At 72.3% G+C, this 20,143-nt stretch carries 20 protein-coding genes and 1 riboswitch; of the genes, 15 read left to right on the forward strand and 5 right to left on the reverse strand.

Translation table 11 applies throughout. The features are described from left to right. Positions 1-30: 30 nt before the first annotated feature. Positions 31-927 carry an alpha/beta hydrolase gene (locus L6E10_RS39445; RefSeq protein ID WP_236225258.1) on the reverse strand — a complete coding sequence of 299 codons (897 nt, stop codon included), beginning with the start codon at positions 925-927 and terminating at the stop codon, positions 31-33. A 69-nt stretch (positions 928-996) separates the two neighbouring features. On the opposite strand from L6E10_RS39445, the gene L6E10_RS39450 reads away from it, so the two are divergent. The 3 genes from L6E10_RS39450 to L6E10_RS39460 are packed head-to-tail and all read left to right on the forward strand — an operon-like array spanning position 997 to position 3,550. Continuing rightward, on the forward strand, positions 997-2,016 hold the full coding sequence (locus tag L6E10_RS39450) for a M48 family metallopeptidase (RefSeq protein ID WP_236225259.1): 1,020 nt from the start codon (positions 997-999) through the stop codon (positions 2,014-2,016). Between the two features lie 15 nt (positions 2,017-2,031). Next, on the forward strand, positions 2,032-2,808 hold the full coding sequence (locus L6E10_RS39455) for a trypsin-like serine protease (protein ID WP_236225260.1): 777 nt from the start codon (positions 2,032-2,034) through the stop codon (positions 2,806-2,808). A gap of 22 nt (positions 2,809-2,830) precedes the next feature. Then, the gene (locus L6E10_RS39460) at positions 2,831-3,550 is read left to right on the forward strand and encodes a trypsin-like serine protease (RefSeq protein WP_236225261.1); all 720 of its coding nucleotides are present in this window, start codon (positions 2,831-2,833) and stop codon (positions 3,548-3,550) included. On the opposite strand, the gene L6E10_RS41120 is transcribed toward L6E10_RS39460, so the two are convergent. Further along, positions 3,522-5,717 (reverse strand): tetratricopeptide repeat protein, encoded by a 2,196-nt coding sequence (locus L6E10_RS41120; RefSeq protein WP_236225262.1) that lies wholly within the window; start codon positions 5,715-5,717, stop codon positions 3,522-3,524. The genes L6E10_RS39460 and L6E10_RS41120 overlap by 29 nt on opposite strands. 52 nt (positions 5,718-5,769) lie before the next feature. Further along, positions 5,770-6,378: a LysE family transporter gene (locus L6E10_RS39470; protein WP_236225263.1), complete on the reverse strand. Its 609-nt coding sequence runs from the start codon at positions 6,376-6,378 to the stop codon at positions 5,770-5,772. A 169-nt stretch (positions 6,379-6,547) separates the two neighbouring features. On the opposite strand from L6E10_RS39470, the gene L6E10_RS39475 reads away from it, so the two are divergent. Together L6E10_RS39475 and L6E10_RS39480 are read left to right on the forward strand one after the other, a co-directional pair. Next, a complete protein-coding gene (locus tag L6E10_RS39475) occupies positions 6,548-7,261 on the forward strand; it encodes a trypsin-like serine protease (RefSeq protein WP_236225264.1) in 714 nt (237 codons plus the stop codon). Between the two features lie 13 nt (positions 7,262-7,274). Then, on the forward strand, positions 7,275-7,733 hold the full coding sequence (locus L6E10_RS39480; protein WP_090095515.1) for a GNAT family N-acetyltransferase: 459 nt from the start codon (positions 7,275-7,277) through the stop codon (positions 7,731-7,733). Here L6E10_RS39480 and L6E10_RS39485 read toward each other — a convergent pair. Continuing rightward, complete coding sequence (locus L6E10_RS39485) at positions 7,687-8,886, reverse strand: 8-amino-7-oxononanoate synthase (RefSeq protein WP_236225265.1); 1,200 nt, start codon at positions 8,884-8,886, stop codon at positions 7,687-7,689. The two genes, L6E10_RS39480 and L6E10_RS39485, sit on opposite strands and share 47 nt — an antisense overlap. A 37-nt stretch (positions 8,887-8,923) precedes the next feature. Between L6E10_RS39485 and L6E10_RS39490 the strand changes: the two genes are divergently transcribed. Continuing rightward, positions 8,924-9,985: a cytochrome P450 gene (locus L6E10_RS39490; protein WP_236225266.1), complete on the forward strand. Its 1,062-nt coding sequence runs from the start codon at positions 8,924-8,926 to the stop codon at positions 9,983-9,985. On the opposite strand, the gene L6E10_RS39495 is transcribed toward L6E10_RS39490, so the two are convergent. Next, on the reverse strand, positions 9,969-10,121 hold the full coding sequence (locus tag L6E10_RS39495; RefSeq protein WP_236225267.1) for a hypothetical protein: 153 nt from the start codon (positions 10,119-10,121) through the stop codon (positions 9,969-9,971). The genes L6E10_RS39490 and L6E10_RS39495 overlap by 17 nt on opposite strands. Before the next feature lie 139 nt (positions 10,122-10,260). Here L6E10_RS39495 and L6E10_RS39500 point away from each other — a divergent pair, with 139 nt between their 5' ends. From L6E10_RS39500 to L6E10_RS39540, 9 genes are all read left to right on the forward strand, one after another. After that, on the forward strand, positions 10,261-11,223 hold the full coding sequence (locus L6E10_RS39500) for a low specificity L-threonine aldolase (RefSeq protein WP_236225268.1): 963 nt from the start codon (positions 10,261-10,263) through the stop codon (positions 11,221-11,223). A gap of 63 nt (positions 11,224-11,286) precedes the next feature. Then, on the forward strand, positions 11,287-11,892 hold the full coding sequence (locus tag L6E10_RS39505) for a hypothetical protein (protein WP_236225269.1): 606 nt from the start codon (positions 11,287-11,289) through the stop codon (positions 11,890-11,892). 65 nt (positions 11,893-11,957) lie between these two features. Then, positions 11,958-12,093, forward strand: a riboswitch (cobalamin riboswitch). A 35-nt stretch (positions 12,094-12,128) separates the two neighbouring features. Beyond that, positions 12,129-14,033 carry a putative cobaltochelatase gene (locus tag L6E10_RS39510; RefSeq protein ID WP_236225270.1) on the forward strand — a complete coding sequence of 635 codons (1,905 nt, stop codon included), beginning with the start codon at positions 12,129-12,131 and terminating at the stop codon, positions 14,031-14,033. Positions 14,034-14,043: 10 nt separating this feature from the next. Next, positions 14,044-14,658 (forward strand): cob(I)yrinic acid a,c-diamide adenosyltransferase, encoded by a 615-nt coding sequence (gene cobO / locus L6E10_RS39515; RefSeq protein ID WP_236225271.1) that lies wholly within the window; start codon positions 14,044-14,046, stop codon positions 14,656-14,658. Beyond that, positions 14,655-16,031: a cobyrinate a,c-diamide synthase gene (locus tag L6E10_RS39520; protein ID WP_236225272.1), complete on the forward strand. Its 1,377-nt coding sequence runs from the start codon at positions 14,655-14,657 to the stop codon at positions 16,029-16,031. The genes cobO and L6E10_RS39520 overlap by 4 nt, the downstream gene beginning before the upstream one ends. Before the next feature lie 31 nt (positions 16,032-16,062). Next, positions 16,063-17,100 carry a cobalt-precorrin-4/precorrin-4 C(11)-methyltransferase gene (locus tag L6E10_RS39525; RefSeq protein ID WP_236225273.1) on the forward strand — a complete coding sequence of 346 codons (1,038 nt, stop codon included), beginning with the start codon at positions 16,063-16,065 and terminating at the stop codon, positions 17,098-17,100. Positions 17,101-17,110: 10 nt separating this feature from the next. Beyond that, a complete protein-coding gene (locus tag L6E10_RS39530) occupies positions 17,111-17,932 on the forward strand; it encodes a hypothetical protein (RefSeq protein ID WP_236225274.1) in 822 nt (273 codons plus the stop codon). Between the two features lie 49 nt (positions 17,933-17,981). Continuing rightward, positions 17,982-19,232 carry a cobalamin biosynthesis protein gene (locus tag L6E10_RS39535; protein ID WP_236225275.1) on the forward strand — a complete coding sequence of 417 codons (1,251 nt, stop codon included), beginning with the start codon at positions 17,982-17,984 and terminating at the stop codon, positions 19,230-19,232. Between the two features lie 151 nt (positions 19,233-19,383). After that, entirely contained in the window at positions 19,384-20,133 is a 750-nt protein-coding gene (locus tag L6E10_RS39540) for a trypsin-like serine protease (protein ID WP_236225276.1), read from the forward strand. Positions 20,134-20,143: the final 10 nt, after the last annotated feature.

Below are 20,143 nucleotides of genomic sequence, written 5' to 3' on the forward strand. Positions count from 1 at the left end.
ACCAGTCTCGAACTTCGACCTATCAGGAGGTCAAGCGGTTTCCAGGAACTCGTCCACCTCGGCGAGCGCCGCCGCGCGCACGGGCTCGGGGGAGAGGAAGAGGTCGTGCATGCCGGCCTTGATCTCGACGACCTTGACCGACGGCCCGATCTTCGGACCCCACCTGCGCATCCCCTCGACGTCGAGCACGGCGTCGGCCCGGGAGACGTCCTCGCTCCACTCGCGGGCGTTGAGCATGCTCTTGTCGGAGTGCAGCACGAGCACGGGCACGCGCACGTCGAGTCCCTTCTGGACCTTCTCCTGCGCGATGAGCACGGCCCGGATCCACCCGGCCAGCACCGGGAAGCCCGCGAGCGGCTTCCACCGGAGGTCGAAGTCCCACTCGCCGTTGCGCGAGCTGTGGATCGCCGACCCGTACGCGTCGCCGAGGTTCGCGCGGATCTTCGCCTTCGGCGCGAGCCGGCCCACCAGTTTCACGACTCGGCGCATCAACGGCGGTTCGACGACGTCCAGCCACGGGCTGTTGAGCACCAAGGCGTCGATCAGCTCGCTGGAACGCCGTTCGTGCGCCCACAACGACGTGGTCAGGCCTCCGGTCGAGTGGCCCATGAGGACGACGCGCGAGTGCTCCTCGCGGACCTTCGCGATGGCCGCGTCGATCTCCTCGAAGTACACCGCCATGTCGGTCGTGTAGTTGGGCACCTCGCCGTCGCGCAGCGACCGGCCGTACCCGCGCAGGTCGACGGCGTAGAAGTCGTAGCCCCGGGCCGTGTAGTGCTCGGCCACGTGCTCCTGGAAGAAGTAGTCCGCGAACCCGTGCACGTAGAGGATCGCGCCCCGGTCGTTCGCCGCGGCCCGCCGGCGGACCAGGGTGGCCGATGCCCCGCCGCGCAACGGCAGAACGGTGGTGTCTTCGTCGCTGCTCACCGCGCAAGTCTGCATCGGTCCGGTGCCGATTCCGCGCACCCGCGTCCGGATCGTGTCTAACCTGGGGACATGACGGGGGACATCGAACAGTCATCCAGGGTGCGGTTCCCGGGCATCAGCTCGCGCGCCTACGAACATCCGGCCGACCGGGGCGCCCTCGCGGTGCTGCGCGCCGTGCCCGCCGTGGGACCGGTCATCAAGGCGGTCGCGGCGGCGTTCTCCGAGCGCGGCGAGCGCCTGGTCCAGGTCGCGTCCTCGGTGCGCGTCGGCCCGAAGCAGTTCCCCGACCTGCACCGGCTGCAGAACGAGGTCGCCGCCGCGTTCGACCTGCAGGAGGTCCCGGAGCTGTTCGTCCGGCACTCCCCGCTGGTCAACGCGCAGACCAGGGGCATCGACAAGCCCTTCATCGTGCTGAACTCCGCGCTGGTCGAGAGGTTCGACCGGGAGCAGCTGCGCTGGGTCGTCGGCCACGAGATGGGCCACGCGATGTCCGGTCACGGCCTCTACAACACGATCCTCGACCGCCTGCTCGGCCTGCGGTACACGATGGGCTGGAACCCGGCGGGCACGTTCGCCATGCGCGCGGTGATCGCGGCGCTCTACGAGTGGCAGCGCAAGACCGAGCTGTCGTGCGACCGCGCCGGGCTGCTCGCGGGCCAGGACCCGCAGGCCGCGCTGCGCGTGCACCTCGCGTTCGCCGGCGACACGGGCGACCAGGTGGACATCGCGTCGTTCCTCGAGCAGGCCAAGGAGTACGAGGGCGAGGACATCCGCGACAGCATCCTCAAGCTGCTCGACAACGAGCAGCGCTCGCACCCGCTCGCCGTCGTCCGGGCCGCCGAGCTGCAGCGGTGGGCCGCGAGCGAGGAGTACCGCGAGATCCTCACCGGTACCTACCCGCGCCGCGAGGACGACCACCCGACGAACAACCTGACCGACGACATCAAGGGCGCCGCCAGGTCGTACAAGGAGTCCATGAGCAGCTCCGCCGACCCGTTGATCAAGACCATCAACGACATCGGCGAGACCGTGATGGGCGCGGCCGGCAAGATGTGGAGCAAGGTTGCTCCAAATGGAGCAGCCGAGTAGCTACCATCTGGAGTCATGAGACGACTCCTGGTACTGGTTCTCGCCGCAATGCTGGCTCCCGCGGGTGTCGCCGCCGCCGACGTGCAGGTCGTCGGCGGCGAGCGCGCCTCGATAACGGCCAATCCGTGGGTCGTCCACCTCACCGACGAGCGGGGTGCGCAGTTCTGCGGTGGCACGATCGTCGCGCCGACGAAGGTGCTCACAGCGGCGCACTGCGCGCTGGGCCGCTCCCCGAGGAGCCTGCGGGTCGTCGCCGGTCGCGAGGACAAGCAGGACCGCGAGTCCGGGGTCTCGGTCGTGCCCGAGTCCATCTGGGTCCACCGGCAGTACGTCTCCGCCGACCAGGGCGAGGACGTCGCGGTGCTCACGCTGCCCAGGGCGCTGCCGTACCAGCCGCTGCCGTTCGCGGAGGAGACCGACGGGGCGCTCTACCAGCCGGGAACGCCGCTGCGCGCGCTCGGCTGGGGGCGCACCAGCGAGAACGGCAGGACCTCGCGCTTCCTCATGCAGGCGACCGTGCCGGTGCTGCCCGACGACTTCTGCGTCGACACGTACCCGCAGTTCGTGCAGACCGACATGTTCTGCGCGGGGTACGAGGGCGGCAAGGTCGACACCTGCCAGGGCGACTCGGGCGGTCCGATCGTCGTCGAGGGCAAGCTCGTCGGCGTCACGTCGTGGGGCGAGGGCTGCGCGCGCAGGAACAAGCCCGGCGTGTACGTCCGGATCTCCCGCTACGCCAAGGAGCTGCACTCGGTGGTGGATTCTCCGCCGCCTGCCGTTGTCGAGCCGTAGGGCGGCGGGTTCGGTGAGAGGCGTGCTGCCGGCGGTCCTGGCTCTGCTCGTGATCACGGCGACCCCGGTTCACGCGGCTCCCCGGATCGTCGGCGGCGTCGTGGCGGAGGCCGGTGAGGCGCCGTGGGTGGTGGCCCTGACGTCGTCGGGCGACCAGTTCTGCGGCGGCGCTCTCGTCGGCCCCCGGCGGGTGGTCACGGCGGCGCACTGCGTCGACGGCCGCCCGCCCGCCTCGATCACCGTCGTCGGCGGGCGGCTCGACCTGCGCACCGGTGACGGGGCCACCTCCGCAGTCTCGGCCTACCGGGTGGTGGACGGCTATTCGACGCCGTCGCGTGGCAAGGACCTCGCGGTGCTGACGCTCGCCGAGCCGATGCCCTACGCGCCGTTGCCCGTCGCGCAGTCGTCCGGTGTCTACATGGCCGGCAGCGTCGGCGCCGTGTACGGCTGGGGCCGGCAGGCGGAGGACGACGCGGTGAAGAGCCCGTTGCTGCACAAGGCGTACATCCCGATCGTGCCCGACGAGCAGTGTGCGGCGGCCCACCCGCGGTACGACGCCGTGGCCATGTTCTGCGCCGGCTATCCGGACGGCGGGATCGACTCGTGCGTCGGCGACTCCGGCGGTCCGTTCGTGATCGACGGCAGGCTCGTGGGCATCGTGTCGTGGGGCGTGGGCTGCGCCCGCCCGAACCTGCCCGGCGTCTACACCCGCGTCACGACGTACCTGAACGCAGCCGCCTGACCACGTCGGCCCGGTAGCGCAGTCCGGCGCTCTCCGCCCGTTCGACCGCTTTGGCGTACAACGCGTCGTCCTGCGTCAGCGCGGCTTTGCCCGCGAGCGCGCGCACCTCGATGATGCGGAACCCGGCCTCCACCGCGCGGCGCAGCACCTCGTCGTACTCGGCGACCGAACGGTTCACCTCCGCGAGTACGAGGCACGCGTCGACCTCGATGAACAGGTCGTCGTCACCCGCGAGTCCGAGGGCGCGCCCGGCCTGCTCGCGCGCCTCCTCCCGGCGGCCCGCGGTCAGCAGCAGCTCGGCGTACTCGACCCGTGCGGACATCTCGACCGGCCGCAGCCCGTGGCGCTGGGCCAGCAGGACCGCCTCGGTGAACGCGGACTCGGACTCGGCGTGCCGGTGCTGGGCGGCGAGCACCACGCCCAGGTTGTTCAGGCCGTTCGCGAGGTGCTGCCAGTCGTCGGTCTCGCGCGCCAGCTCGACGGAGCGCCGCAGCATCTCCTCGGCCGAGGTGAGCCCGCCGAGCTCGAGGTCGACCAGTCCGAGGTTGGCGAGACCGCCGATGAGCTGCGCCCGCATGCCGTTCGGCCCGTAGAGCTCGATCGCGGACGCCAGGTGCTCGCGGGCGCGGTCGAGCTCGCCGAGGTCGTGGCGGATTCCGGCGAGCGTGTTGAGCGCCGTGGCCTCCTGCGCCTGCGCTCCGGCCGCGCGGAACTCGGCGATCGCCCGCTCGCTGTGCTCGACGGCCCGCCGGTGCTCGCCGGCACGCCAGTCGAGGAGGGCGAGGCACACCCGCGCCGCCGCCGCGCGCTGCCCGGTCTCGCCGGCGTCCAGCGCCGCCTGCGCGATCGTGCGCAGGTCGGCGTACTGGCCGGTGAGCAGCAGGAACGGCCGCATGGCCGCGACCAGCGACGCGTCGGGACGCTCCACGGCGAGCGCGACGAGGTTCTGCCGTTCCGCCTCGAACCAGGCCATCGCCTCCGCCCTGTCCGCGAACTCCACGGGCTCCGGCACGGGCGGCAGCAGCCGGGTGAAGCCGGCCCGCAACCGCGCCTCGGCGCCGTCGGCGTGCCGCAGGTACCAGTCGAACACCGCCCGCCGGTCCGAGGCGGTGGCCCGTTCGCCGGCGTAGAGGCGCAGCAGGTCGTGCAGCTGGTAGCGGTCGCCGGTGCGCTGCACCAGGTTCGCCGCGACCAGGTCGTCCACGGCAGGGCCGGCCAGACCGGGCGGGACGTCGGGACCGGGCACGGCGCCCAGGAAGTCGAACGTCCGGCGCGCCCGCGACGAGAGCTTGCGGTACGAGAGGTCGAACGCCGCTCGCACCGCCGTGTCGTCCTCTTCGATCTCCAGCGCTTCGAGCCGGTGTTCGCGCAGCTCCGCGACGTAGTCCGGCAGGTGCCGCCCGGCGAGGTTCGCCCCGGCGATCCGCAACGCCAGCGGCAGCCGCGCGCACAGCCGGACCAGCTCGCCGGTGTCGCCCTCGACCCGCATGCCCTTCACCAGCTCGCGTGCTTCCCGTTCCGCCAGCACACCGATCTTGACCTGCGCGAACTGCGGCAGGTCCTGGCGGCTCGTGACCAGCGCGGCGCACCCCGGTGTGGCCGGGAGCAGGGGCGCGATCACCTCGGCGGTGGCGTTGTCGAGCACGACCAGCACCCGCCGGCCCCGCAGCAGCTCGCGGTAGTCGTCGTCCGGCCCGCCGCCGAGCGCCTTCACGAACCGCGCCAGCGCCTGCTCGACCGTCGTCGACGGCCCGGGGGAGAAGCCTCGCAGGTCCACGTACAGCTGACCGTCGGGGAACCTCCCGCGCAGCCGGTGCGCCTCGCGGACCGCGAGCGCGGTCTTGCCGACACCGGGCAGGCCGGTGATCGCCCGCACCGGGGCGTCGAGCAGCTCCAGCCGTGCCAGCTCCTCCTCCCTGCCGACGAAGTCGGGCAGATCGGCGGGCAGCTGGCACGGTGCGGGCGGGCGCGGCACGAGCCGGTACCCGGTCGGTTCGGTGACCACCTGCTCCGTGGCGCGCAGTCTGCTGACCAGTGTGCGCAGCGCCGCTCGGGGGTGCTTCGGCGGTTCCGCCGGCCAGACCCGCGCCGCCAGCACGTCGAACGGGACGGGGTCACCGGGACGCTCGGCCAGCGCGTCGCGCAGGGCCCGCAGTCGATCCACCACGTGATCGATCGTAGGGATTTCGTGCCGGGACGGGCGCCGCTCCCAGGAGCGCCTAGAGCACCAAGCCCACGGACATGGTCAGGAAGACCGCGGCGCAGACCGCGTCCAGCGCGGTCGTGACACCGGGGCGCTTCAGCCGTCCGGCGACGCGCGACGCCGCCAGCACGATCATCAGCTCCCAGACGGCCGCCAGGCCGAGGAACAGCGCCGCCAGCATCGCGAGCTGCGGTGCCGGTTCACCCGATCCGATGAACTGCGGCAGGAACGCCAGCGAGAACAGGATCATCTTCGGGTTGGTGATGTTGGTCAGGAAGCCCTGCCGGAACGGCCGGTCGCCGACGACCTCCTCCGGCTCGCCGCCGGAGCGCCTGAGCAGGCCGCGCGTGATGGAAACGGCCAGGTGGAGCAGGTAGGCGGCGCCGATCCAGCGCAGCGCGGTGAGCACCATCGGGTACTGCGCGAGCACGACGCCGAGGCCCGAGATGACCAGCGCCACCTGGACCGCCGCGGCCGTGTGGATGCCGCCCAGCGCGAGCAGTCCGGCGCGGGTGCCGGAGCGCAGTGACGTGCGCAGCAACAGGAACGCGTCAACACCGGGGGTCACGATGACGACCGCGCACGCGATGAGAAAGGCCGGAACCTGGCCGAAGTCGAACAACACCGTACATACCCCCGTGATTTACGCCACTGATCGCAAAATCTCCGGTCTGATGGGACACTAACACGAGAATCTACGGTTTTGACGCCGTCCTAGCGCGATCGCTACGGTTGGTGACCGATCGTCCACCTGGCGCAACGAGGAGTGGTCCGTGAGGGGTAAGCGGTGTGCCGTGCTGATTGCGGTGATCGCGCTGGTCAGCGGCGCCACGACCGCCGATGCGGTCGTCGGGGGGACGCCCGCGGAGGTGGAGGACACCCCGTGGGTTGTGGCGATCACCACCACGGACGGTCAGCTGATCTGCGGCGGCGCGCTGGTCGCCCCGGACAAGGTCGCGACGGCCGCCCACTGCGTCACGGCGAAGGGCGTGGTCGGCAACAACCAGCGCTCGGCGGAGCAGTTGCGCGTGGTCGCCGGCCGCACCGACCTGAGGGTGCAGGGGGAGGGCGTCGAGGCGGCGGTCGCGAGCGTGTGGCGCCACCCCGACTACCGCGAGGTCACCAAGGGCGACGACGTGGCGGTGCTGACGCTCACCCGTGCTCTGCCGTACCGGACGATCGCGCTCGGCGAGGGCGGGGACGACGGCGTCGTGCTGGGCTGGGGCCGCACGTCCGAGAACTCCGCACCCGCGATGTCGCTGCGCAAGGTGACGGTGCCGGTGCTGTCCGACCAGGAGTGCCTGCTCAAGGAACCGGACTACCGGCAGGGCGCGATGCTGTGCGCCGGGCGGGGTGGCCGTGACGCGTGCACCGGCGACTCGGGCGGACCGCTCGTGGTGCGCGGCAGGCTCGCGGGCGTCGTGTCGTTCGGCCGCGGCTGTGCCCGTCCCGACGAGCCCGGGGTCTACACGCGGCTGGCTCACTACCGGCAGGCACTGGGCTTCTGATATCCAAGGTTCGGTGCGAACCACACAGTTTCCGGCCACCCTGCGCCGCCAGTGGGGACTCGACCTGAGCCCCGCCCAGCTCTACGCGATCCTGCGGCTGCGCCAGGACGTCTTCGTCGTCGAGCAGAGCTGCGTCTACGCCGACGTGGACGGGCGTGACCTCGACCAGGGCACACGGCACTTCTGGCTGGAAGCCGAAGGATCGCACGACCCGCTCGCGTACCTCAGGCTCCTGGAGGAGCCCGACGGCACGTTCCGCATCGGACGCGTCGCCACCGCGCGCATGGCCCGCGGCCGCGGCTACAGCCGCCGCCTCATGCAGGCCGCGCTCGTGGACGTGGGCACCACGCCGTGCGTGCTCGACGCGCAGACGTACGTCGCGGACTTCTACGCGTCGTTCGGGTTCGTCGCCGAGGGCGCCGAGTTCATGGACGACGGGATCCCACACCTGCGGATGCGGCGCTCTCCCTGATCACGCGCACCGCGCGCTCGATCTCGGCCTCGGTCAGGTCGGCGCGCGCGGTGAGCCGCAGCCTGCTGACACCGTCCGGCACCGACGGCGGCCGGAAGCAGCCGACGACCACGCCGCTCGCGCGGCAGTTCTCGGCCCACTGGAACGCCTGCTCCGGGCTCGGCGCCCGCACGCTCACTACGGCGGCGGTCGGCGTGCTGACCTGGAAACCGGCTTCCTTCAGGCGGTTGCTCAGGTCGTGCGCCACGGTCAGCGCCCGCTCGGGGCGGTCCGGCTCCTCGCGCAGGATCTTGATCGCGGTGAGGGCCGCCGCCGCGCTGCTGGGCGCGAGACCGGTGTCGAAGATGAACGTCCGCGCGGTGTCGATCAGGTGCCTGATCACCCGGCTCGGGCCGAGCACGGCACCGCCCATCGCGCCGAGCGACTTGCTCAGCGTCAGCGTGGTGACCACGTCCGGCGCCTTGATGATCCCCGCCTCGGCGACCGCGCCGCGGCCGCCCGGTCCGACCACACCCAGGCCGTGCGCGTCGTCGACGACCAGCGCCGCCCCGGTCGCGCGGCAGGCCTCGTGCAGCTCGTTCAGCGGGGCGATGTCGCCGTCGACGCTGAACACCGAGTCCGTGACGACGATCGCGCGCCGCTTGCCGCGCGTCTCGAGCGCGTGCCGGACCTTGCCCACGTCGCAGTGGTCCGCGACGACGACGTCGGCCTTCGACAGGCGCGTGCCGTCGATCAGCGACGCGTGGATGTGCTGGTCCGCCACGATCGCCGTGCCGGGACCGGTCAGCGCCGTGACCGCGCCGAGGTTCGCCATGTAGCCGCTGCTGAACACCAGCGCCGACTGCGCGCCGCAGAAGTTCGCGAGCTCGTACTCCAGCTCGTTGTGCAGCTCCGTCGAGCCGGTCACGAGACGCGAGCCCGTCGAGCCCGCGCCCCACTTCAGCGTGGCGGCGGCCGCGGCACCCGCGACGCGCTTGTCCCTGGCGAGGCCGAGGTAGTCGTTGCTCGCGAGGTCGAGGTCCGTCGAGTCCGCCGTGCGCGGCCTCACGCGCCGGGTCAGACCCGCCTTGGACCGCGCCTCGGAGCGGACGTCGATCCAGTCGAACGTCGACTCACCGCCACTGGACACTGCCTCGGTTGTGCTCACGGTCACCGACTGAGTCTCCCATCCGCCGACTAGCGTGCCGCTCGTGGACCTGTTCACCTTCACGCGCGCCGAACTCACCTCACCGGTGCAGTTCGCCGGCGGCCGCTGGGTGGTGTCCGCGTACGACGACGTGCGTGCCGTGCTGGCCGACCCGGTCACGTTCCTGCCCGACAACGCGCTGACCGCCGTCACCCCGGTCGCACCCGCCGCGCTGCGGTCCCTGGTGAGGGCCCGCTTCTCGCTGCCGCCGACACTCGCGAACAACAGCTCCGAGTCCCACACCCGCCTGCGCAAGCTGGTGGCGTCGTTCTTCACGCCGGCCCGCGTCGCCGCTGCGGAGCCTCGCATCCGGTCCCTGGTTTGGGAACGGCTGGGTGGCACGGATCTCGTGCGCGACCTCGCGTGGGACCTGCCCGCGATCGTGCTGATGGACCTCCTGGGTTGTCCGAATGTTGACATTCCGACGTTGAAGCGGTGGAGCTCCGGCTCGCTGGAGTTCTTCTGGGGCGACATCACCCGCGAACGGCAGCTGGAGCTGGTCGACGACGTCGGCGACTTCCACCAGTGGCTGGTCAAGCGCTACCACGCGCGCGACGGCGAGCTGTTCCGCGCGCTCGCCGACGCCGGGGTGTCCGCCGAGGACTCCGCGGGCCTCTGCTACTTCCTGCTGATCGCGGGGCAGGAGACGACGACCCAGCTGCTGTCCACGGCGTTGCGCCGGGCTCTGCTGGACCGCGAGCTGTGGGCGCGGCTGCCGTTGCCCGGTGTCGCGGAGGAGTTCGTCGAGGACGTGCTGCGCACCGAGACGCCCGTGGTGACGTGGCGGCGGCTGACCGCGCGGGAGGTGGTGCTGTCCGGGGTGCGCGTGCCCGCCGGCGCCGAGCTCGTGTTGTTGTTGCGCGGCAAGGAGACCGATCCGCGGCACCTGGCCTTCGGCTACGGCAGGCACTTCTGCCTCGGCGCCGGGCTGGCCCGGCTGGAGGCCGCGGTGACGCTGCGGACGGTGGCCGGGCACGAGCCCTCGCTGCACCTCACCGGGCCTGGTCCGGACTGGCTGAACCTGCTGTCGTTCCGCGCGCCGCGGTCGGTCACGGTCGCGCGATGAGCTTGCCCCTCGTGGTGCGGGCTTCGAGCGCCCGGTGCGCCTCGGCGATCTCGTCGAGCCGGTAGACGTCGCCGAGCCCGAGGGCCTCCTCCGGCAGGCGCGAGGCGGGCGAGCTGCACGAGCAGGGTGCCGGCACCGCCGGACGTCGCCTCGGCCAGCACACCGTGCTGGCCGTCCTGTCGAGTTCCTGCTGAACCAGGGCATGACCGCCGACGAGATCCGTGCGGGCGTTATCTCTCTCGCGGACACTCTCGCGGCTGAGGTTTGATGCTGGGGTGCTGAACCGCCAACTCTCCGGAATCCGCAAGAAGACGCTGCTGGAAAGGCTCGGCCCCGTGCCGGACGTCGACCCCGACCGGTACGGCGACGGCGGCCCGGTGGAGACGCTGGAGAAGCGGGTCGCGGAGCTGCTGGGCACCGAGGCGGCGCTGTTCGTGCCCACCGGCACCATGGCGCAGCAGATCGCGCTGCGCTGCTGGGCCGACCGCACCCACAACCCGATCGTGGCGATGCACCCGCGTGCGCACCCCCTGAACCACGAGGACGACGCGCTGACCGTGCTGTCCGGCCTGCGCCCGGTGAAGGTGCGCGACTGCGAGGTGGGCTCCTGCCCGGAGCCGTACGGGACGCTGCTGCTGGAGGTGCCGGACCGCGAGGCCGGGTTCGTCCTGCCGGCCTGGGACGAGCTGACCTCGCTCGTGGACCTGGCACGGGAACGGGACGCCGTCGTGCACCTCGACGGCGCGCGGCTGTGGGAGAGCACGTACGGCCTCGGCAAGCCGCTGCCCGAGATCGCGGGCCTGTTCGACTCGGTCTACGTGTCGTTCTACAAGTCGCTCGAAGGCATCTCGGGCGCGGCGCTCGCGGGTTCGCAGGACTTCGTCGACCAGGCGCGCGTCTGGCGGCACCGGTACGGCGGCATGCTGTTCCAGCAGTGGCCCGCCGCCCTGTCGGCGTTGCACGGCCTCGACACCGTGCTGCCCCGGCTGGGGCTGTACGTCGAACACGCCAAGGTCGTGGCCGCCGCCCTGGACCTGCCCGAACCGCACACCCACCAGTTCGCGCTGCACCTGCCGGGCGACCCGGAGCGGCTGACCGAGGTGAGCGGGTCGTTCCTCGGCGGGTTCTGGCGGGACGGGACGCTCGCCAAGACCGAGATCACGGTGGCGGAGCCCGCGCTGGAGTGGACCGCCGACGAGGTCCGGGAGGCCTGGGCGGAGTTCCGGAGCCTGATCTAGGGCGACGTCGACTGCCATCGCCCGATCGTGTCGCCGAGCCTTCTGCCACGATCAGATCTCGGCGTGATCAGGAGGCAGTTCGACATGACCGCCCACGTGTTCGTGGACGAGCCCAAGGAGAAGGGCTTCCTGGTCACCGCGGCGGCGTTGCTCCCAGGCGATCTGGTCTCCGCACGCCGGACCGTGCGCGGTCTGGTCATGGCCAACCAGCGGAGGATCCACTTCCACAAGGAATCGGATCAGCGCAGGAAACAGATCCTGGACGTGGTGGTGGAGATCGCGCCGGAGGTCACGATCTACGACGGATCGGCGCACGTGCGCAGGCGCCAACGGGATGCATGCCTCGTCCGGCTGGTCTGCGACCTCGCGGTGTCCGGCGCCGGGATGCTGGTGCTCGAACAGGACGATTCCGTCCTCGAAGCCGACAAGAAGCTCCTCTACCGCTGTGTTCGAGATCTCGGGTGTCACGAGACGCTCGTCTACCGGCACCACCGCGCCCACGAGGAACCGCTGCTCGCGTTGCCGGACGCGATCGCCTGGTGCTGGCACCGGGGTGGTCAGTGGAAGAAGCGGTGCAGCCTTTGGTCGCCGCGGTGGAAGTCGTCTGAAACCGCGAAACCCGGCCCACCCACCGTCCGGAAGGCTGCCGGGTCCACTTCGCAGCGCTAGTGCGACTGCGCGGACCCACGATACCGCACTTCTGACGCGACGTCGCTCACCTGGCTGTTGGACCCGGCGGTGCGAAGTGCGACGATGCCGGGGCTGTGAGGGGAGTGCGAGGAAGCCGGTGCGAATCCGGCGCCGTCCCGCGACTGTGACCGGCCCGGCAGGGTCGGGAGTCAGGAACTCGTCCCCCTCTTCACCTGACCGCGGGCGTGGACACCCGAGGAAGGACTTCACCGAGCATGTTCCCCTTTTCGGCTGTCGTCGGACATGACGACCTCCGCCTGGCCCTGCTGCTCAACGCCGTTCACCCCGGCATCGGCGGCGTTCTCGTCCGAGGTGAGAAGGGGACCGCGAAGTCGACGATCGTGCGTGCCCTCGCCGCGCTCCTGCCCGAGCTGGAGGTGTCGGCGCACTGCCGCTTCGGGTGCGTGCCCGGCAGCGCGGACTGCCCCGACGCGCCGCACGAGGGCGTGGAGCGGCGGCGCGCGAAGCTCGTCGAGCTGCCCGTCGGCGCCACCGAGGACCGGCTGGTCGGGTCGCTCGACCTCGAGAAGGCGCTGACCGAGGGCGTGCGGGCGTTCCAGCCCGGGTTGCTGGCGGCGGCGCACCGGGGCGTGCTCTACGTCGACGAGGTCAACCTGCTGCACGACCACCTGGTCGACCTGCTGCTCGACGCCGCCGCGATGGGACGCGCGCACGTCGAGCGCGAAGGCGTGTCGATCTCGCACCCGTCGCAGTTCCTGCTGGTCGGCACCATGAACCCCGAGGAGGGCGAGCTGCGGCCGCAGCTGCTCGACCGGTTCGGGCTGACGGTGGCGGTGAAGGCGGCGCGGGACGTCGGCGTGCGCACCGAGGTCATCCGGCGCCGGCTCTCCTACGAGGCGGACCCGGTGGGGTTCGCGCGGAAGTGGGAGGACGAGGACGCCCTGCTCCGGCAGCGGATTGCCGACGCGCGGCACAGGCTGCCCGCGGTGTCCCTCCCGGACGGTGAGCTGCGCCGGATCGCCGCCGTCTGCGCGGCTTTCGAGGTCGACGGCATGCGCGCGGACCTCGTGGTCGCCCGTGCCGCCACGGCCCACGCGGCGTGGCGGGGCGCCGATCAGGTCGAGGAGCAGGACGTCGAGACCGCGGTCCGGCTCGCGCTGCCGCACCGGCGCCGCCGCGACCCGTTCGACGAGCCCGGCATCGAGGAGCAGCAGCTCGAGGACGCCATGCGGCAGGCGGCCGAGCACGCGGAGGACCCCGGGGAGGGACCGGACGACGACGGGCCGGGTGGTGGTGAGCTGCCCGAACCGCAGGAGGGCCCGAAGGGCGGCGGGAACGCGCCCGGCGACCGTCCGGCACCGGAGCCCGCGCCCGCGTTCAAGGCGCGGCTGCTGGAGGTGCCCGGCGTCGGCGAAGGCGCGCCCGGCAAGCGTTCGAGGGCACGCGCCCGCACCGGCCGGGTCGTGCGTTCGTCCACAGTGGACGGCAATGGGCTGCACCTGGTCGACACGCTCACGAACGCGGCGCCGCACCAGCGGGCCCGCGGCCGCAGCGGACCGGGACTGCTGCTGACGGGCGCCGACCTCCGCAAGGCGGTCAGGGAGGGCAAGGAGTCGAACCTCGTCCTGTTCGTCGTCGACGCCTCCGGCTCGATGGCGGCGCAGAAGCGGATGTCGGCGGTCAGCGGCGCGGTGATCTCGTTGCTGCGCGACGCCTACCAGCGCCGGGACAAGGTCGGCGTGGTCACGTTCCGCGGCAGCCAGGCCGAGGTCGCGCTGCCTCCGACGACCTCCGTGGACGCGGCGGCGACGCGGCTCAAGAAGATGCGCACTGGAGGACGGACCCCGCTCGCGGACGGCCTGCTGAAGGCCCACCGGGTGCTGGAGGTCGAACGGCTGAGGGATCCGCGCAAGCGCCCGCTCGTGGTGCTGCTGACCGACGGGCGCGCCACGTCGTCCGGGCTCGGCGGTGACCCCGCCAAGGACGCGCTCAAGGCCGCCGGGCTGCTGGAGCAGACCGCCGTCGTCGTCGTGGACTGCGAGCAGGGGCACGTCCGCCTCGGGCTCGCCCAGAAGATCGCCGAGGCGCTGCAGGGCACCTGCGTGCGGCTCGACCAGCTGTCCGCCGACCACCTCGCCGGCGTCGTCCGGGCCGCATAAGGAGATCCCGATGCCTCAAGGACAACCCACCGAGGTGCCGAAGGACGGCCTGACCACCCGTCAGCGCCGCAACCGGCCGTTGCTCATGCTCCACACCGGCGAGATGAAGGGGAAGTCGACGTCGGCGTTCGGCCTCGCGCTGCGCGGCTGGAACCAGGGCTGGGACATCGGCGTGTTCCAGTTCGTGAAGTCCGCCAAGTGGAAGGTCGGCGAGGAGTCCGCGTTCAAGGCGCTCGGCCGGCTGCACGACGAGACCGGCGAGGGCGGCGCCGTCGAGTGGCACAAGATGGGCGAGGGCTGGTCCTGGACCCGCAAGCAGGGCACCGAGGACGACCACGCCACCGCCGCGCGGGAGGGCTGGGCGGAGATCGCCCGCCGCATCCGGTCCGAACGCCACGGCCTCTACGTGCTCGACGAGTTCACGTACCCGCTGCACTGGGGCTGGATCGACGTCGACGAGGTGGTCGACACGCTGACGACCAGGCCCGGTCACCAGCACGTCGTCATCACCGGCAGGTACGCGCCCCCGAAGCTCGTCGACGCCGCCGACCTCGTGGTGGAGATGACCAAGGTCAAGCACCCGATGGACGCCGGGCAGAAGGGCCAGCGGGGGATCGAGTGGTGAACAGGCTGGTCGTCGCCGCCCCGGCCTCCGGCAGCGGCAAGACGACCGTCGCCACCGGCCTGATGGCCGCGCTGCGCCTGGCCGGGTCGCGGGTCGCGCCGTTCAAGGTGGGACCCGACTACATCGACCCCGGCTACCACGCGCTGGCGACGCGGCGGCCCGGTCGCAACCTCGACCCGGTGATGGTCGGCGAGCACCGGATCCCCGGCCTGTTCGCGCACGGTGCCAAGGGTTGCGACATCGCCGTCGTCGAGGGCGTGATGGGCCTCTTCGACGGCCGCGTCGACACCGCGGGCATCGGCTCGACCGCGCACGTCGCCAAGCTGATCAACGCGCCGGTGCTGTTCGTCGTGGACGCCCGCGGGCAGAGCCGGTCGCTGGCCGCGCTGCTGCACGGGTTCCGCGGCTACGACCCGACGGTCCGGCTCGGCGGCGTCATCCTCAACCAGGTCGGCTCGGAACGGCACGAGCAGGTGCTCAGGTCGGCGTGCGACGAGGTCGGCCTCGACGTGCTCGGCGTGCTGCCCCGCGACCCGCGGTTCTCCCTGCCCTCACGGCACCTGGGCCTCGTGACGGCCGCGGAGCACGGGCCGGAGGCCGTCGCCGCGGTCGACGCGATCGCCGCCGCCGTCGCGAAGCACGTCGACCTCGACGCGGTGCGCAGGCTCGCGGCGTCGGTGCCCCCGACGGCCGTCGCCGCGTGGGAGCCGCGGGTCGACCGCGTGCGGGACGAGCCGCTGGTCGCGGTCGCCGGGGGAGCGGCGTTCACGTTCGGCTACGCCGAGCACGTCGAGGTGTTGAAGGCCGCGGGCGCCGCGGTCGCCGTCGTCGACCCGCTGAACGACGAGGACCTCCCGCGGGGGACGGCCGGTCTCGTCCTGCCGGGCGGGTTCCCCGAGCAGCACGCGGAAGCCCTGTCGGCCAACGCGAAGCTGCGCGACGCCGTGACGCGGTTCGCCCGATCGGGCGCTCCCGTGCACGCCGAGTGCGGAGGGTTGCTGTACCTCGCCCGCTCGCTCGACGGGCACCCGATGTGCGGGGTGGTCGACGCCGAGGGGTTCATGACCCCGAAGCTGACCCTGGGCTACCGGGACGCGGTGGCCTCCGCGGGTTCGCCGCTGCACCCGCCGGGCAGCCGCGTGACCGGCCACGAGTTCCACCGGACCCAGCTGTCCACACCGCACTCCACCCCGCCCGCGTGGCACTGGCGCGGCGTCGGCTCGCGGCCCGTCGCCGAGGGGTTCGTGGTGGGCGGCGTGCACGCGTCGTACCTCCACACCCACCCGGCCGGTGATCCGGAGGCGGTGGCCCGTTTCGTGCGCGCCTGCCACCCGTTCGTGGCAGGAGTGGCAGACGGTACGGTCTTCGCTTAAGCCTCTTCCCGAAACCCCCTGTGGAGCTGTCGTGACGACGACCGGTCGGGTCTCCTTCGTCGGCGCCGGTCCCGGTGCCGCCGACCTCATCACTGTCCGGGGCGCGCGCCGCATCGCGGAAGCCGACGTCGTCGTCTGGGCCCCGAGCGCGGTGGACGTCGAATGCGTCCGCGAGCACGCCCGCCCCGACGCCGACCTGGTCGACTTCTCGCGCGTCACGCCGGAGGAGATCACCGACCTGTACCGCCGTGCCGCGGCCTCGCGCCAGGTCGTCGTGCGCCTGCACGCGGGCGACGCCGCGACCGGTGGTGGCGTCCAGGAGCAGCACGACCTGTGCGTGCGCCTCGGTCTGGAGGTCGAGGTCGTCCCCGGCGTGTCGGTCGTGGCCGCCGCTGCCGCCAGGATCGGCCGCGAGCTCACGCAGACCGAGGCGTCGTCGGCGGTGCTGATCTCGCCGGAGAGCAGCGAGCGCGTCGCCGAGTTCGCGCGGCTGCAGACCACGATGGCCGCGACGGTGTCGGGCGCGCGCACGGGCCAGTTCGTGGAGAAGCTGCTGCAGGGCGGCTACACCACCGAGACGCCGGTCGTCGTCGCGTACAAGGTGAGCCAGGCCGACGAGATCGTCGTGCACACCACGGTGGGCGAGCTCGAGGCGGTCGTGAAGCAGCACAAGCTGTACCGCCCCACGCTGTTCCTGGTCGGCACCGCGGTGAAGGCGCCGGCGCGCCGCGTCTCGGCGTCGGCCGCGAGCTCGGCCGACGAGTCCCCGCGCACCGCCCGCCCGACCCGCTGGTCCCGCCGCGCCGCCTCGCGCATCGCGACGCGCACGGACGAGCCCATCCCGGCCGCGGTCCCCTCGCCCGCCGTTCCCGCCGAGCCGAACCCGGCGTGGACGGCGGTCGAGGAGATACAGCAGTCCGTGCGCAAGCCCGCCGAGGAGCCCGCGCCCAAGCCGAAGCTGACGGTGGTGGCGGCCGAGAAGCCGAAGCCGCCGACGGTCCGGGCCTCCACGGCCACGGCGAAGAAGAAGCCGGTCACCCGCAAGTCCAAGCGCACGGCCGGCAACTGAGGCGGAAGCCGTGACAGTCGAGAAGCTGCGGGAGGCGGCGGGCCGCCCGGTCGAGGTCGTCGACGCCGCGGACGGTCTGCGCCCGGCGCTGAACGTGTGCCGTGCCCGTTCCGCCGTGGTCGTGGAGCTGGCCGAGGGCGTGGGCCCCGCCGAGATCGGGGCGGGCCTCGCGGGCTGGCGCCGGTCGATGGTCGTGTCGGACGCCGACGGACTGACCACAGTGGACCCGCGTGACGCGGTGACCAGGCGCTGGAGCGCGCCGGACGCCGTGCTGTGCCTGGCGGACAACGAGTTCCTCCGGTCAGGCGACGGCTGGGCGCTCCCGGACGAGGAGTTCGCGAGCCGCGGCCACGTGCTGGGCGCCGAGGTCCGCGCGTTCGTGCTGGCCCGTCTCGCCCCGCGCCCCGGCGTGCTGGTGTGGGACGTGCTGGCCGGTTCCGGCGCGGTGGGCGTGGAGTGCGCCCGGCTGGGCGCCGCCGTGATCGCGGTCGAGCCGGACCCCGTGCAGTGCGTGCGGATCATCGCGAACGCCTCCGCGCACGGCGTGGACGTCCGAGTCGAGGAGTCCGAGCTGGACGCGCCCTCCTTACCGCGCCCCGACGCGGTGTTCGTCGGGCGCGGTGAGATCGGCGCGGTCAAGGCCTCCGCCGCCGTGTCGGCCCGCCGGGTCGTGGTGGCGACCGAGGGAGTCGACGAGATCGTGCCGGCGCGCGACGCGCTGGTGGCCGCGGGCTACGAGGTGGAGGGCGTGCACTGGACCGCCTCGCGCCTGCTGGACTCCGGGTTCGCGCCCGCGGTGCCGGTGACCGTGTTGTGGGGGAGCAAGAAGTGAGCGCGGTGGAGCCGAACCGCCCGGCCGCCGGACCGTGGGGAAGCAGCAGGTGATCGGTGTGTTCGCCGGGGCCGCCCACCGAGGTGACGCGGCTGACCTGGCAGGCCTGCTCGGCGCGGACGCGGTCGTCCCCGACGGTCCCGTCAAGCTCGCCGTTCGCGGTCTCTGGCCGCGGCTCGGCGCCGTCGTGCTGTTCCTGGACGCCGGGTCCGCCGTCCGCCTGATCGCGCCGCTGCTGCGCGACCGGCGCCGTGACCCGGCCGTGGTGTGCGTGGACGAGCACTTCGTCGTCGCGCTGGCCGGGAACGCGGACACGTTCGCCCGCCACGTCGCGGACCTGCTGAACCGCACGGCCGTGGTGACGAAGGGACCGTCGATCGACTCGGTGCTCGACGAGCTGGTGGAGCAGCTCGACGCCACCGCGGACGGCGACGTCGAGGCCTGCTTCGCCGCCATCGAGGCGGGCGAGAAGGTCGTGCTGCGCAACCCGTTGAACTTCCCGCTGCCCGCCCTGCCGCCGAACGTCGTGGCGGCGGGCGAGGACGCGACCTGGGTGATCGTCGTCGACGACCGGGCGGGTTCCAGCAAGGAGAACGTGCTGCGGATCGTGCCGCGCACGCTCGTCGTCGGCGTGGGGTCCACGAGGGGCGCGTCGGCCACGAGCGTCGGCGCGGCACTGTCGGAACTGGACGCCCAGGGCGGGCTCGACCTGCGCGCCATCAAGGCGTTCGCGACGGCCGACGTCAAGGCGGACGAGCCCGGCATCGTGGACGCCGTGGAGGACTGGGGTTTCTGGCACGGCGACACCGCCGAGCTGCTGACGTTCCCGACCGAGGAGCTGGCGGAGATCGGGGTGCCGAACCCGAGCTCGGTGGTGCGCAACTCGATGGGCACCGCGAGCGTCGCGGAGGCGGCGGCGTTGCGGGGTGCGCGGTCGCTCTGCGCCGGCGGCCCGGTCGAGCTGGCGGCCGAGAAGTTCAAGCGGGACAACGTGACCGTGGCCGCGGCGCGGGTGCTGCCGCGCGGCAGGCTAGCGCTGGTCGGGCTCGGTCCTGGTCCCGCCGAGGAACGCACGCCGAGGGCGGAGGCGGAGATCCGGCGCGCGGCGTTCGTGGTCGGGACACCCGAGGCGCTCGACGCCGTGGGACCGATCCTGCGTGCCGGCACCGAGGTCCGGCACGAGGGCGCGGGTGAACTGGCCGCGGCGGGGGCCGCCGTCGCGTTCGTCGCTTTGGGAGCCGGTCCCGCGCTGGACGGTCCGGTCGAAGCCGACGTGGTCGTCGTTCCCGGAATCGGCTGAGTCAAAAGTCAAGTCCGGCATCTCCGACTAATGGCGGTTATGCCGCCGAATCCTCCCCGGTGACGCTGTGTGCGCCGTTGCTTCACACCCTGCACACACGGCGTCATAGGGAAGGACTGGCAACATGGCGAAAACCCTGCATCGCCTGATCATGTCTGTCTTGGTGTCCGCTCTCGCGAGCATTTTCTTCATCGCTCCGCCCGCCAGCGCGGGCGACGTGTCGCCGATGATCGTCGGTGGCACGCGCGCCAGCACCGCGACCTACCCGTGGGTCGTCTACCTGGCGTCGACGTCCGGCTCGCAGTTCTGCGGCGGCACGCTGGTGAAGGCCAACAAGGTCGTCACCGCCGCGCACTGCGTCTCCGGCCGCACCGCCTCCAGCACCCGTGTCGTGCACGGGCGTGACGACAAGCAGAGCACCGCGGGCACCGTCGCGAGCGTCACGCGCATCTGGGTGCACCCGAGCTACCGCAGCGCGACGTCCGGCTACGACGTGGCGGTGCTGACGCTGGACCGCAACATCAGCTCGGCCACCCTGCCGCTCGCCACGCCGGCCGACACGGCGCTCTACGCGGCCGGCAACTCCGCGCTGATCCTCGGCTGGGGCACCACGTCCTCCGGTGGCTCGGCCTCGCGGTACCTGCTCAAGGCCAACGTGCCGCTGACGTCGGACGCGACCTGCAAGACCGCGTACTCGCAGTACAGCAACACCTCGATGGTGTGCGCGGGCTTCCCGCAGGGTGGCGTCGACACCTGCCAGGGCGACTCCGGCGGTCCGCTGGTCTACGGCGGCAAGCTGATCGGTGCCACGTCCTGGGGTCGTGGCTGCGCCTCGGCGGGCTACCCCGGCGTGTACGCGCGCATCGCGTCGTACAACTCCGTGATCACCGCTCAGCTCTAGGTCGTCGGTT

This window comes from Lentzea sp. CC55, assembly GCF_021056325.1.
GTDB lineage: Bacteria > Actinomycetota > Actinomycetes > Mycobacteriales > Pseudonocardiaceae > Lentzea > Lentzea jiangxiensis.

Coding starts and splice junctions, on each gene's coding strand:
- L6E10_RS39510 (WP_236225270.1), top strand. CDS start 12,129: ATGTTCCCCTTTTCGGCTGTCGTCGGACATGACGACCTCCGCCTGGCC.
- cobO (WP_236225271.1), top strand. CDS start 14,044: ATGCCTCAAGGACAACCCACCGAGGTGCCGAAGGACGGCCTGACCACC.
- L6E10_RS39455 (WP_236225260.1), top strand. CDS start 2,032: ATGAGACGACTCCTGGTACTGGTTCTCGCCGCAATGCTGGCTCCCGCG.
- L6E10_RS39540 (WP_236225276.1), top strand. CDS start 19,384: ATGTCTGTCTTGGTGTCCGCTCTCGCGAGCATTTTCTTCATCGCTCCG.
- L6E10_RS39450 (WP_236225259.1), top strand. CDS start 997: ATGACGGGGGACATCGAACAGTCATCCAGGGTGCGGTTCCCGGGCATC.